The following is a 13,042-nucleotide window of genomic DNA, read 5'->3' on the forward strand; positions in this document are numbered from 1 at the left end:
TCACATACGCTGGTCGGGCATGAGCCTCCTTGACGATATTTCTACGCCCATCATCGCGGCCCCGATGGCCGGTGGCCCCTCCGCCCCGGCGCTGGTCTCCGCAGCGGCGAGCGTCGGTGGCCTGGGCTTCCTGGCCTCCGGGACGATCAGCGCGGAGCAGCTTTCCCAGGACATGCAGGAGGTCACGGCCCCGCGCTACGGCGTGAACCTCTTTTGCCCGCAGCAGCCGTACCGGGACCTCGGCCCGCTGGAGGCTTTAGCCGATTCGCTCGCGCCGATCCTGCCCACCCCGGGGCTTCCGGCGGTGGATTACACGATGGGCTGGGACGCAAAGTTCGGGGTGCTTATCGACGCCGCCCGGGCCGGTCACGGCCCCGCCGTGGTGAGCAGCACCTTTGGCATCTTCTCCCCGCATGAGATCGATTGCCTGCACTCTTATGGAGTGGAGGCGTGGGTGACGGTGACCAACGAGCGCGACGCCGCCGTGGCCTCGGGCGCGGGGGCGGACGCGCTGGTGGTGCAGGGGCCGGAAGCGGGCGGGCACCGCTCCACCTGGACGGTGATGGAGCAGCCGGATACCCGCCCGCTGAGCGAGTTGGTGGCGGCGGTGTACGGGGTGGTACCGGAAACACCCTTGGTGGCGGCCGGGGGGCTTTCCACACCGGAGACGGTGGCCGAGGCTTTGACCTGGCCGGGCGTGCGCGCGGTATCCTGCGGAACGGCCTTTCTGCGGTGCCCGGAGGCGGGCACCTCGGCGGCCAACCGGGCGCTGCTGGCGCGCGGGGAGGCGGAAGCGGTATCCACTCGCGCCTTCTCCGGGCGTTATGCACGGGGCCTGGCCACGGCCTTTACCCGTTCCCACCCAGACCTTCCACCCTCCTACCCGCACTTCAACGCTCTGCTCAAGCCCCTGCGTGGGGAGGAGGATTACGCTTATTGCCTGGCGGGGGAGAATTATCGGGAGGCGCGGGAGGCACCGGCAGCAGAGGTGATGCAATCGCTCGGTAAACTCACAGGAAGCACTCGGTAACCATACAGAGTAGGTTCGTACCATGAGGGACGTTCCACCGTTTCCCATGAGAAGGACCTCTCCGTGTTCCGTTTCCGCCCCTATCCCTCCGCCGAAGATCGCGGCCCCGCCGCCGACGGCAAGATCCACACCTTCGAGGGCCGCCGCCTCGACCGACAAAACGAAGGCCCCGAGGATCAGGGCCTGGCCTTTGACCTCGGCACCGGATGAGCCGCCGCAAGATCCTGGGCAGCCTGGGCCTGGGCGCCGGCGTCTTTGCCCTGGCCGCCTGCGCGCCAGACTCCGGTTCCTCCAGCAGCACCGGCGCCGCGTCCACCTCCACGGGAGAGGCCGGTGCCACCAGCGTTCCCGCAGAGATGAAAACCGAAACCGCGGGGCCCTACCCCGGCGACGGCTCCAACGGGCCGGACGTGCTGGATATCAGCGGGGTGGAGCGCTCCGACATCCGCTCCTCCATCGGCGGGGGAGCCACCGCCGACGGCGTGCCGCTCACCGTGACCATGAACCTCATCGACCTCTCCAACAACAACGCCCCCTACGCCGGGGCCGCCGTGTACATCTGGCATTGCGACGCCGAGGGACGCTACTCCATGTATGACGACGCCCTGCTGGAAAAAACCTACCTGCGCGGCGTGCAGGTGGCAGACAGCAAGGGGACCGTGACCTTCCAGACCATCGTCCCCGGCTGCTACGCCGGGCGCTGGCCGCACCTCCACTTCGAGGTATTCCCGGACTCCGCCTCCATCACGGACGTGAACAACAACGTGCTCACCTCCCAACTCGTGGTGCCCGAGGAGGTGGCCACCGCCACCTACGCGGACTCCCGCTACACGGATTCCGTGTCCAACTTCGCGGCCATCACCCTGGAAACCGATAACGTGTTCAGCGACGGGTGGGAGGATCAGGTGCCCGCCGTCAGCGGCTCCGTGCAGGGCGGCTACACCTTGACTATCGACGTCGCCATCGACCCCACCACCGAGCAAGAGATGAGCGACGCCGCGCCCATGCCTGGCGAGGGCGGCCCCGGTGACGGCGGACCGGGTGGCCCCGGCGGCACCCCGCCGCAGGGCCAGCCCCCGGCAGGGTCACCCGGTGCCGACGGCGCTACCCCGCCGAGCGGCCGTCCGCCGCAGCCTCCGCAGAACTAACCCGGGCCTCCTCGTCGAGGCCTCGGGCCCAGGCGAGGAACCGCGCGTTATTCACCAGGAGCATGAACACCACGGCCAGCCAGAACACAATGGCGATCCACTCCCGGCCGCCGATGTACAGGGTGGCCTCGATCGCGTAGATCGAGGCGAACACCAGGAACGTCTCCTGGATAAACCTATCCGGGCTGGTGTGAAAGACATTGCGTACCGCCCACAGGGTGCTCACGGCGGCCGCCGCCATAGCGAACGCTCCGATGACGGTGGACAGGGAGTGGTACTGCTTATTCATTCCCTCGTCCGCCGTCCCAAAGGCGGGGAGAGCCACGGCCACCAACCAGACGATATTGAACAAGATCGCTTTATAGCCGCGCATGTTTTCTATCCCTCCGTGTTCTCTGATTCGAGGTTCTTTGCCCAGGTGAGGAAGCCTTCATTACTTACTAGTAGTGCCCATACAAGGAATATAAAGAACAAAAGCCCGATCCAGTACCAAAAGCTGATGTTCATGGCGGCTACTAAGAGGAAGATAGGCAAGAGCAAAGTAAAGGTCTGCTTGATAAAGACGTCCGCCCGCGTGCTTCTGCTTATATAAAATCCCCAGAGCGCCCATGCCACGGTGGCGGCAATGGTAATAACTCCCAGCGTGGGGGAAAGGAAGTGATGGCGGGCGTCAATACCATCGTTCGCCTCGCCCGCCAGCATGAGAGCGAGAACCAATATCCAGATCACCTTGGTTGCCATCGCTTTGGAAACGCGCATTACTCCCTTTCAAAGATCGTGGTATTGGCAATCTCGCCCAGGCCCTCCACGCGCACTCGCACGGTATCGCCGTCTCGTAGATAACGCTTGGGGGAGCGCGCGTGGCCCACGCCCGCCGGGGTGCCGGTGACGATCACGTCGCCCGGTTCCAGCGGGTACAGGTGGCTGAGGTATTCGATCAACGCCTGCGGGGTGAACACCAGATCGTCCGTGGGAGCCTTCTGCATGGGATGCTCGTTGAGCCATGTCTGCAAGAGCGCACCGGGCCGGAAATCCTCGCGGGTGGTCAGCCAGGGGCCAAAGCCACTGGACTTTTCCAGGGACTTTCCCTGGTGCCATTGCAGGGTGCGGTACTGATAATCCCGCAGGGAGTAGTCATTCATCATGGCGTACCCGGCGATGTATTCCGTGGCCTCGGCGGCGGTGACGCGGCGCGCCCGCTTACCGACGATCACAGCTAATTCCCCCTCGAAGTCCGCCGCTTGCTGCGCCCACGGCGGCAGCACCACGTCGTCGTAAGGCCCGGCCAGGGCCTCGGGGAACTTGATGAAGAAGGTAGGAACGTCCGGGCGCTCGTGCCCCATCTCCTCGATGTGCCGGGCGTAGTTGAGGCCCACGCAGATGATCTTCCCGGGGCGGGGGATCACGGGGGCGAGGTCGGCGGGACGCACGATGCGCTGCGGGCCGGTGGCGGTGCGGGCGATCTCCTCCCAGTGCTCCTGTTCTAGGAGATGCCGCACGGTGGGGTAATCGGGCAGCACGGTGGCGGAGGTGAGATCGGGGTGAATGAGGGAGGCGTGGGTGCCGTCATCGGGAGATCGCAATGTGGCCAGGCGCATAGTTTCTTAGGTTAGCACCCTTTCTGCCTCATCGGCGGCGTCGGCGCACAGAATCGGCAGGTGCTCCTGCTCTGTGCGGGAGAAGGGTTTGAGCACAAAAGCCGCCGGGTCCATGCGCCCCGGTGGGCGGCCGATCCCGCAGCTCAGCCGCACGTACTCCCGGGTGCCCAGGGCCTTGGTGATGGAACGCAGGCCGTTGTGCCCGTGATCGCCCCCGCCGGGGCGGGCCTTGACCTGCCCGAAGTCCATGTCGAGCTCGTCGTGAAGCACCACGATCCGTTCCGGGGCCACCCGGAAGAACCCAGCCAGCGCGGACACGGGGCCGCCGGAGAGGTTCATCATGGAGCGCGGGCGCGCCAAGATCAGGCCACCCTGGGAGTAAACCTCCGTGTTGGTCTTGCGGTGCACGCTCAGCCGGGCACCGGGGCGTCGGGAGAGCAATTCCTCCAGCACCATCGCGCCGAGGTTGTGCCGGGTGCGGGCGTACCGAGGGCCGGGATTGCCCAGCCCCACCACGAGGGAGGTAGTCATGGTTTTTGAGGGTAGCGCAGACCAAGAAAAATCCCGGTGCGGGGTGCGCACCGGGATAGCAGGGGAGGGGGATTACTCCTCGGTCTCCTCGGCGGATTCGGCACCGGCCTCCGCGCCGCCTTCCTCGGCAGCCTCGGCGGCCTCCTCCAGCTCCTCGTCCACCTCGGGGTAGGTGATGGAGACGATCACGGTCTCCTCGTCGGCCACCAGGGTGATGTCCTCCGGCAGGTTCAGCTCGCCGGCGGTGATCTTGGTGTCCACCTCCAGGCCCTCGATGGAGACGGTGATCTCCTCGGGGATGTTGAGCACGTCGGCCTCCACCAGGAGCACGTCGGCGTCCTGGATGGACATGGTGCCGGCGGCGGGCTCGCCCTCAAGCACCACGGGAACCTCCACCTCAACCTTCTCGCCGCGCTTGATGGCCAGGAGGTCAATGTGGTCAATGTCCAGGGTGAGCACGTTCTGATCCACGTGCTTGACCATGGTGAGGTACTTCTCGCCGTCGATGTCCATCTCCACGATGGCGTTCACGCCGTTGTTGCGCACCAGGGCCTGCATCTCCAGCAGGGGAACGGCAAAGTGTACGGGCTCGGCCAGCTCGGGGCCGTAGATCACGCCGGGGATCTGCCAGGCGCGGCGCAGGCGGCGCGCGGCGCCCTTGCCAAACTCGGTGCGGTTCTGGGCTTCCAGGGTGGGGTACTTAGCCATGAGGGGTCTCCCATCGGTAGTTCTTGAATAGTCACAGGGGAGCCGACCGCAATAAAAAACTGCGGCCCACTCGTGCGCTCGCCGAGTCTCCGCAGGATAAACCTTAAGGTGATACTCACAATCGCGTCGATAACGGCCCGCAGGCCCTCGCCGAGACAAAGCCCAAGGCTAGCACTGCCGCCTGGATTGGGCAAAGGCGCCGCTTGCCCTTGTGGGGGGCGCCGGGGCGGCGTTACCATTGCCGGGAATTATCCAAGGATAGAAAACAGGAATGAATCTACGGTGAGTTTTGAGGATCGGGGCGAGTCCATCGCCCAGGCGCAAAAGAACACACGCAAGGGAACAAAGCGCGGCAGGCTCAATATCTTAGAGGCCATGAACTGGGGATTTTCTACCGCCTGGCATAACCCACGGGTGTGGATACTCGGCACCCTCCTGATGTTTATCGCGCTGCTCGCCACCTTGATCCTGTTGGGGGTAATCCTGTGGGGCGCAGAGACGCTGCTCGGCCGGGAGTTCACCTTCGAATGGCCGCAGGAGATGGAACTTCCCGAGGGCTTTGGACCGGGCATCTCCCTGATCCCGCTGTTGATTACTCCCTGCCTCTACGCCGGGGCGCTGGCCCAGGTGAGCCGGGAGAAGATCGGCTACCGGCATTTCTTCCAGAACACGCATTACTGGAAGGTGATCCTGGTATCCGTGGTGGGCTCGGTGTTCTGGTGGGCGGTGGAGTACCTTTTTGGCGCGCTGATCCCGGCGGGCAGCGGCACCGCCGGGGAGGATCGGAGCTTCTGGTACATCCTGGGCGGGTTCCTTGGTTGGCTCATTCAATTCGCCGTGGTGGTGTTCACGCAGCTGCTCACCCTGGCCTGGACGTGGTACGTGGCCGATGGCCGTGGCATCGGGGAGGCGGTGCAACGGGGCTCGGCGCTGGTGTGGCGCAACTTCCTCCCCCTGGCGCTCCTCTACGTGATCGGTGGAGCGGTATTCATCCTGGGCACCGTCTTTACCCTGGGGTTGGGCCTGTTCCTGTTTATCCCGGCCTCGCTGCTCATGGCGGCGCACCTGTGCCGCCAGGGCAACGGCGGAGTGCTTCCCGCGCCAAAGGCATAACTAAAGCGGGGTGGGAGCGCCCACCCCGCTTATCGTGAGTACTAGGCCTGCCCCTCGAAGAGGTGCGTCACGGAGCCGTTCTCAAAGATCTCGTTGATCGTCTGAGCCAGCAGCGGGGCGATGGACAAAACGGTGAGGTTGCTCCACCCCTCCGTGGACTGAGGCAGGGTGTCGGTGGTGATGATCTCCTCCGCCCCGCACTGGGAAAGGCGCTCGCGGGCGGGGTCGGAGAACACGCCGTGGGTGCAGGCGATCACCACGGAACGCGCGCCGGCTTCCTTGAGGATCCCCACGGCTCCGGCGATGGTCCCGCCGGTATCAATCATGTCGTCGATGAGGATGCAGTCCTTGCCCTCCACGTCACCCACCACGCGGTTGGCTACCACCTGATTGGCCACGTCCAGGCTGCGGGTCTTGTGCACGAAGGCCATGGGGGCGTCGCCAAGCACGTTGGCCCACTTCTCGGCGGTCTTGACGCGGCCCGCGTCCGGGGAGACCACGCACAGATCCTTCAGCGAGTACTTGCCGGAGATGTAATCGGTGAGGATCGGCATGGCGTGCATGTGATCCACGGGGCCGTCGAAGAATCCCTGGATCTGATCGGTGTGCAGATCCACGGAGACAATGCGATCCGCGCCCGCCGTGCGCAGCAGATCGGCCACCAGGCGAGCGGAGATGGGCTCGCGCCCCCGGTGCTTCTTATCCTGGCGGGCATAGGGGTAGAAGGGCAGGATCGCGGTGATGGTGCGAGCGGAACCACGCTTGAGGGCGTCGATCATGATGAGCTGCTCCATCAGCCACTTATTCAGCGGCTGGGTGTGAGATTGCAGCACGTAGCAGTCCGAGCCGCGCACCGACTCCTCAAAGCGCACGAAGATCTCGCCGTTGGCAAAGTCACGGGCCGTGGTGGGGGTCAGCTCGATGCCGAGTTCCTTGGCCACCTCCTGACCAAGCTCCGGGTGGGCACGCCCGGAAAACAGCATCATGTTCTTGTGGGTTTGCTTCCAGTGAGCAGTCATGGGACTGTGCTTTAACCTTCCTGGTCGGTGCCGGAGTGATCGGAGGCGGACGGCGATGGCTGTGATTGCTCAGCCTCGCGCGCCCGCTGGGCGGCCCGGGCGGCAGGTGATCCAGGCCGCTTGCGCTCCACCCATCCCTCGATGTTGCGTTGGCGCCCGCCGGAGACCACCAACGCCCCCGCGGGGACATCCTCCTTGATTACTGTACCCGCCCCGGAGTACACCCCATCACCCACCGTCACCGGGGCGATGAACATGGTGTCCGAGCCAGTGCGCACGTGATCGCCCACCACGGTGTGATGCTTCTCCACGCCGTCGTAGTTCACGAACACGCTCGACGCCCCGATATTGGACTGCTCCCCGATGGTGGCATCGCCCACGTAGGTCAGGTGCGGCACCTTGGAGCCGCGCCCGATGGTGGCGTTCTTGGTCTCCACGAAGCCCCCGAGCTTGCCCTCCTCGCCCAGGCGGGTACCGGGGCGAAGGTAGGTAAACGGCCCCACGGTGGCGCCTTCCCCAATGGTGGAGGAAAGCGCGTGGGTGCGCACCACCGAGGCGTCGCGGCCCACGGAGACGTCGATAAGCGTGCTGTCCGGCCCGATGAGCGCGCCGTCGCCCACGCTCGTGGTGCCGCGCAATTGGGTGCCGGGCTCGATGGTGATGTCCTGGCCCAGGGTGACGGTGACGTCAATGCGGGTGGTGGCGGGGTCGATCACGGTCACCCCGCCGCGCATGGCGGCCTCCACGGTGCGGCGGTTGAGTTCCTGCCCCGCAGCAGCCAGCTGAACGCGGTCGTTCACGCCGGCGAGTTCGCGGGCATCGTCCGCCAGGTGCGCGCGCACGGTGTGGCCCTCCTCGCGGGCGATACCCAGCACGTCGGTGAGGTACAGCTCGCCCTGGGCGTTATCGGAATCCAAGTGAGCCAGCCCGTAGCGCAGCACATCCGAGTCAAAGGCGAACACGCCCGAGTTCACCTCGCGGATCGCGCGCTCGGCGTCGGAAGCATCCTTCTGCTCCACGATGCTGGTCACCTGCCCCTCCTCGTTGCGCACGATGCGCCCATACCCGGTGGGATCCTCCAGCTCCAGGGTGAGCACCGTGACGGCGGTGGGGGACTGCGTGTGCGCCTCGTGCAGCCTGCGCAGGGTCTCCGGGCGCAGCAGGGGCACATCGCCGTTGGTGACGATCACGGTGCCCTGGAAATCCGGGATCGCGGACAGCGCGCACTGCACCGCGTGCCCGGTGCCCTTCTGCTCCTCCTGCACCGCCTGCACCACCGGGCGGCCCAACTCCTGCGCGATCGCCTCGGCCGCGGGGCTTACCTGCTCACGCTGGTGCCCCACCACCGCCACCAGGTGCTCGGGCTGGATCGCGGCGGCGGCATGCAGGCTGTGGGAAAGCAGGCTGCGCCCGCCGATGCAATGCAGCGTCTTTTGGGTGGCGGACTTCATGCGCGTGCCGGCACCGGCGGCCAGAACGACGACGGCACAATCAGGGGTAGAAGCAGTGGTCACGGAAAAGGTCCCTCCGACGGGGTAGCGGAAAGCGGTAACCAGCACAGCATAACGCCTGGGGTGGGGGCCGGGGGTAGCCTGGGTAGAAGGCGAGTTTTTGCACCAACCAGCAGGAGGTAACGGTGGAAAGAAGAACATTCCTACGCGGCGCGGGCCTCACCATGCTGACCCTGGCGGCCGCCCCCGTGCTGCACGCCTGCTCCACCGGACAACCCACCCCGCGTGGCTACTCCGGGCAGGCCCGGCCCCTCCCCATTCCCCAGCTGGCCCAGGGGGAGCTTATCGACGCCGTGCGCACCTTCGACCTGCGCGCCGGGGCTGTGGACGCGCAGATCCTCCCCGACACCACCACCCCCGCCTGGGGCTTCAACGGCGGGCACCTGGGCCCCACCCTGCGCCTGCGGCGCGGCGAGGACGTGCGCATGAACGTCCACAACGGCCTGGACGAGATGACCACGCTCCACTGGCATGGCATGAAACTCCCCGCCATTGCCGACGGCGGGCCCCATCAACCCATCGAACCGGGCCAGACCTGGACGCCCCAGTGGCGGGTGGAACAACCCGCCGCAACCCTCTGGTACCACCCCCACCCGCACGAGCGCACCGCCCTGCACTCCTACCGGGGGCTGGCGGGCATGATCCTCATCGAAGACGAGGCCTCCGACTCCCTGGCGCTGCCCTCCGAATACGGCGTGGATGACATCCCGCTGGCCATCATGGATCAGAAGTTTGATGAGGACGGTCGCCTCGACGAGGTATCCGACCCCGACCTTGGACTTAAGGGCGATACCCCCACCGTCAACGGCATCACCCACGCCTACTTTGACGCCACCACCTCCACCCTGCGGCTGCGCCTACTCAACGCCGCCACCATGCGCTTCTACCGCCTGGGCTTTTCTGACGAACGCCCCTTCCGCGTGGTGGCCACCGACTCCGGCTTTCTGCCCGAGCCCATCGAGGCCACCCACCTGCCGATCAGCCCCGGCGAGCGCGCCGAGATCGTGGTGAACCTGGAGGCGGGGGAGACCGTCACGCTCACCTCCACACCCTTCCCCGACAACTTTGGGGTGCCGGAGGACGAGTACAGCTTGGACTTTGGCCTCCAAGACTCCTTTGATTTGCTAGAGATCAGGGCGGCGGATCGCCTTGCCTCGGGTGCCGCTGTGCCCGATGTTCTGGCTCCCGACGCCGCCCGCGAGGTAGCGGTGAACGGCGCGGTGGAGCGGGAGTTTGTGCTCAACACCTTCCAAATCAACGGGCAATCCATGGACATGAACCGCGTGGACGTGACCATTGACCACGACCGCCCCGAAATCTGGACGGTGACCAACGAAAACGCCGACTGGATCCACAACTTCCACATTCACGACGCCACCTTCAAGGTGCTCTCCCTCGACGGCACGGACGTAGAGGTATTCACCTCCGGGTGGAAGGACACCGTGGCCCTGCCGCCCGGGGCCACCGCGCGCCTGGCGGTGGAGTTTGGGCACTACCCCGATCCGCATTGGGCGTACATGTACCACTGCCACATGCTCCTGCACGAGGACTCCGGCATGATGGGGCAATTTGTGATCGTCCCGCCGGGGGAGCGGGCCGCGCTGGCGATGGGGCATGGGCATGGGTAGGAGGTGCTAATCTTCTGCTCAAGAATGGGGGTTCGGGGACATGGAGAATGTTTACTGGCTATGGACTGCCGCTGGGGAACGCCGCAGGGATGTTTCTGCGAGCGATCCCCGTCCCGTTATTGGGGAGAAAGAAGCACGGCATGTGCTGGATGGGGAACCAGACGATGAGCGCAAGGGTGGACACCGTCACGGGGTAAATCGGGTAGGGAAAACGGAGTTTCCGTTGGCCTGGACGGATGAAAATGTCATAGAGGCGGTGCGTGGCACCCTGCGATCCCCTGATTGGAGCGCTGTGCGCGGGGATCGGAGAACGTTACGGAAGGTGGTTGTGTTCAAAGACCACAGAGTGATGGTGGAGGTGCAGTATTACCGCCGATACGGGCAAGTTATATTCCGGACGGCCTATCCTGTGATGGGAGACGGAGTAATCTTGAATCTGGATCGCAGCGTGAGAGTGGAGGTTCCTCTCCGCTTAGAGAGCGGTACGGGAGGACAACATGGATAGCATCAGCCTGATGAATCAGCCGAGGACGCGGGATCGCCTCGCGGAATTATATGCCGATGATCTGGTGGCCCTAGCGGCCTTGCAATATCTCTGGGACATTCTCAGCGAGGAAGAAAAAGGGGAAGTGGTGCACAACGGTGCCTACGGGGACACCTGGTACGGGCTTGACCTGGGCTTGTGGGCGGCAGCCCAGCGGAGGCACCACGTTCCAGAACGGCTGCTGGAGGTCATCGAGGCGGAAATGCTCCGCCGCGATGACCTGATCCGCATTGACGAGAGCATCGCGCGGTTGCGCGATCTCCCCGCAGGGGCCGCCTGAGCGTTCCCGCCGTGCGGGGAAGAGAACCCGCGTAGCGGAAACGTCCTCACGCCTATTCCGAGCGTAGATCGGCCACGTCTATGCGGCTGCGCGCCGCGCGAGCCGCAATGCGCGCGTAGATCACCCCGGAGAGCAGGGCCACCGCGCCCGCGATGAGGAGCGGTTCGGTGACCTGGCCGGGGTCAAGAACCTCGCTGATCTCCACCACGTTGATGAACGCGATGTCCGTGATGGTGGCCGTGATCGCGCTGATCCCGGCCGCCACTACCAGGGGAACCAGGGCATAAAGGAACCAGGCGCGGCGTTGCAGCGAGGCATTGATACCCACCACTCCCAGGGCGGCGGTGAGCCGCCTGCGCCCGGACGCCGTGGTGGCGGCCGCGACGATGGTGAACACGGTGCAGGCGATCACCGTCCACCAGCCCGCTATGCGGTACAGCTCGATTACGTGGCCGCGCCTGTAAAGGCGGGCGGCGTCCTTGACCGGCTTGGAGACCACAAAGGCCAAGGGGTCTACCTTTAATAGTTCCGTCACCTGTTCTGGCGAAAGGTCAGGATAATAGAGGAGATTGGTTTCCTGGGGTGCCACGGGTTGATCCAAGAGAGTGCCATTAAAGGAAAATACTCCCGTGGGGTAGGAAACAATATCTGGCCGCTCCACCTTGTCTATGGGCACCTTATATCCCGGATTGCAGTCCAATTCCACCTTTTTTGCTTGGGCCAGGGCGGCGCAATCGGCAACGAGCGGGCCCTCCTTTGCGGGGTCGTGTATAGGAATAGCGCCGGGAACCGCAGCCATAACGCTTTCTGCGTTATTCGTGGACACCAGGGGCCCGGGTCCGTTGCTGTCGATGACGTCCGTAAGATACGTGGCCAATTGCGTGGTCATCACTGTGGTGAGCGAGGCCGCCAGGATCGCCAGTCCCACGGCGGCGGTGGAACCTCCGTTACCGGGGCGTTGCCGGGTGCCACGAGGAAAGTCGTCATCTCGTTCCCCTCGGGGAGGGCGAGCCGGGAAGAGACCTGGGCGTAGGGCACGCTTTCCTCGGCAAGGAACTCAGTGCGCGGCAGGCGGGCCTCGGCGCGTTCTGCACGATCCGAGATCATCTGAGGCAGCGCGGAGGCGAGGCAGAGGAACATCACTGCCACGGAGGTGGCGGCGATCACCGCTATGCGTCCGAGGGAACGGGAACGCAGGCTGATGGTGGCGCCCAGACGTATCGAGCGCCATACCATGCCAGAATTACGCGGAGCGCTCATGCAACCTCCCTCCTCGAAGTTCCAGACGGCGGTGCGTGGTGCGGCTGACCTCCTCATCGTGTGTCACCATGATGAGGCATGTCCCCATGCACCGCGTTTGTTCCAGCAATGCGGCAAGCACAGATTCGGAGGTTGCGGGGTCAAGGGCGCCCGTGGGCTCGTCGGCAAGCAGAACGGTGGGCTCGATGGACAGGGCTCGCGCAATAGCCGCCCGCTGCGCCTGGCCGCCGGAAACAAAGGCCGGGCGTCGGTGCGCGGTATCGTGGTCAATACCCACGCTCGCCAGCAAGTCCAGTGCGTTCCGCCGCAACTCCTTGCGCGGCTCTCCCCGGACATAGCGGGGCAGCATGACGTTTTCTACTAGGGTAAGTTCCGGAACCAGCTCGGAGAACTGGAAAACGTAGCCGATCTCGGAAAGACGCAGGGTGTCGTACTCCCCGGCGGACAGCCCGGAGAGGCTGCGTCCGCTGACGTACACGTTGCCCTCCTCCGGGGTGAGCAGTCCGGCGAGCGTGTGCAGCAGGGTGGTCTTGCCCTCGCCGCTGCGGCCCATGATAGATATGCTTTCTCCGGGGTAGGCCAAGAGATCGAGGTGGGAGAGAATCGCCCCGCCACCCTGGCAGACAGTCACATTGCGTGCCTCGACGGCAGGGTGCTGGGGCGTGGATAGAA

General features: G+C 65.1%; 14 protein-coding genes and 1 pseudogene. 5 read left to right on the forward strand and 10 right to left on the reverse strand.

Annotated features, from left to right (window positions below):
• Positions 1 to 19: 19 nt before the first annotated feature.
• Entirely contained in the window at positions 20 to 1,030 is a 1,011-nt protein-coding gene (locus tag Cocul_RS08050) for an NAD(P)H-dependent flavin oxidoreductase (RefSeq protein ID WP_055122781.1), read from the forward strand.
• Between the two features lie 63 nt (positions 1,031 to 1,093).
• Positions 1,094 to 2,178: pseudogene (locus Cocul_RS13025) on the forward strand (dioxygenase family protein).
• Here the strand turns inward: Cocul_RS13025 and Cocul_RS08060 are convergent.
• From Cocul_RS08060 to Cocul_RS08080, 5 genes are all read right to left on the reverse strand, one after another.
• Positions 2,135 to 2,551, reverse strand: a complete 417-nt coding sequence (locus tag Cocul_RS08060; RefSeq protein ID WP_055122782.1) for a hypothetical protein — start codon at positions 2,549 to 2,551, stop codon at positions 2,135 to 2,137. The pseudogene Cocul_RS13025 and the gene Cocul_RS08060 overlap by 44 nt on opposite strands.
• Positions 2,552 to 2,556: 5 nt before the next feature.
• Positions 2,557 to 2,937, reverse strand: a complete 381-nt coding sequence (locus Cocul_RS08065; protein WP_055122783.1) for a hypothetical protein — start codon at positions 2,935 to 2,937, stop codon at positions 2,557 to 2,559.
• A complete protein-coding gene (locus tag Cocul_RS08070) occupies positions 2,937 to 3,776 on the reverse strand; it encodes a fumarylacetoacetate hydrolase family protein (protein WP_055122784.1) in 840 nt (279 codons plus the stop codon). Before Cocul_RS08070 ends, Cocul_RS08065 begins: the two co-directional genes overlap by 1 nt.
• A gap of 6 nt (positions 3,777 to 3,782) precedes the next feature.
• Entirely contained in the window at positions 3,783 to 4,307 is a 525-nt protein-coding gene (gene pth, locus Cocul_RS08075) for an aminoacyl-tRNA hydrolase (RefSeq protein ID WP_055122785.1), read from the reverse strand.
• A gap of 72 nt (positions 4,308 to 4,379) precedes the next feature.
• A complete protein-coding gene (locus Cocul_RS08080; RefSeq protein WP_055122786.1) occupies positions 4,380 to 5,015 on the reverse strand; it encodes a 50S ribosomal protein L25/general stress protein Ctc in 636 nt (211 codons plus the stop codon).
• A 282-nt stretch (positions 5,016 to 5,297) separates the two neighbouring features.
• Between Cocul_RS08080 and Cocul_RS08085 the strand changes: the two genes are divergently transcribed.
• Entirely contained in the window at positions 5,298 to 6,128 is an 831-nt protein-coding gene (locus Cocul_RS08085) for a hypothetical protein (RefSeq protein ID WP_055122787.1), read from the forward strand.
• A 41-nt stretch (positions 6,129 to 6,169) separates the two neighbouring features.
• Here Cocul_RS08085 and Cocul_RS08090 read toward each other — a convergent pair whose 3' ends face one another.
• Both Cocul_RS08090 and glmU read right to left on the reverse strand, forming a co-directional pair.
• Positions 6,170 to 7,147 carry a ribose-phosphate diphosphokinase gene (locus Cocul_RS08090; protein WP_055122788.1) on the reverse strand — a complete coding sequence of 326 codons (978 nt, stop codon included), beginning with the start codon at positions 7,145 to 7,147 and terminating at the stop codon, positions 6,170 to 6,172.
• An 11-nt stretch (positions 7,148 to 7,158) separates the two neighbouring features.
• Positions 7,159 to 8,661, reverse strand: a complete 1,503-nt coding sequence (gene glmU, locus Cocul_RS08095; RefSeq protein WP_082422271.1) for a bifunctional UDP-N-acetylglucosamine diphosphorylase/glucosamine-1-phosphate N-acetyltransferase GlmU — start codon at positions 8,659 to 8,661, stop codon at positions 7,159 to 7,161.
• 161 nt (positions 8,662 to 8,822) lie between these two features.
• Between glmU and Cocul_RS08100 the strand changes: the two genes are divergently transcribed.
• The gene (locus Cocul_RS08100; RefSeq protein ID WP_055122790.1) at positions 8,823 to 10,286 is read left to right on the forward strand and encodes a multicopper oxidase family protein; all 1,464 of its coding nucleotides are present in this window, start codon (positions 8,823 to 8,825) and stop codon (positions 10,284 to 10,286) included.
• A 497-nt stretch (positions 10,287 to 10,783) separates the two neighbouring features.
• Positions 10,784 to 11,110, forward strand: coding sequence for a hypothetical protein (locus Cocul_RS08105; protein ID WP_055122791.1), 327 nt, complete (start codon positions 10,784 to 10,786; stop codon positions 11,108 to 11,110).
• Between the two features lie 52 nt (positions 11,111 to 11,162).
• On the opposite strand, the gene Cocul_RS08110 is transcribed toward Cocul_RS08105, so the two are convergent.
• From Cocul_RS08110 to Cocul_RS08120, 3 genes are read right to left on the reverse strand one after another with little or no spacing between them, the layout of a single operon-like run.
• Entirely contained in the window at positions 11,163 to 12,038 is an 876-nt protein-coding gene (locus tag Cocul_RS08110; protein WP_055122792.1) for a hypothetical protein, read from the reverse strand.
• On the reverse strand, positions 11,999 to 12,370 hold the full coding sequence (locus Cocul_RS08115) for a hypothetical protein (RefSeq protein WP_150114425.1): 372 nt from the start codon (positions 12,368 to 12,370) through the stop codon (positions 11,999 to 12,001). Before Cocul_RS08115 ends, Cocul_RS08110 begins: the two co-directional genes overlap by 40 nt.
• The gene (locus Cocul_RS08120; protein ID WP_069723604.1) at positions 12,354 to 13,001 is read right to left on the reverse strand and encodes an ABC transporter ATP-binding protein; all 648 of its coding nucleotides are present in this window, start codon (positions 12,999 to 13,001) and stop codon (positions 12,354 to 12,356) included. The genes Cocul_RS08115 and Cocul_RS08120 overlap by 17 nt, the downstream gene beginning before the upstream one ends.
• Positions 13,002 to 13,042 lie beyond the last annotated feature (41 nt).

Origin of the sequence: Corynebacterium oculi, assembly GCF_001412105.1 — a bacterium.
Taxonomy (GTDB): Bacteria; Actinomycetota; Actinomycetes; order Mycobacteriales; family Mycobacteriaceae; genus Corynebacterium; species Corynebacterium oculi.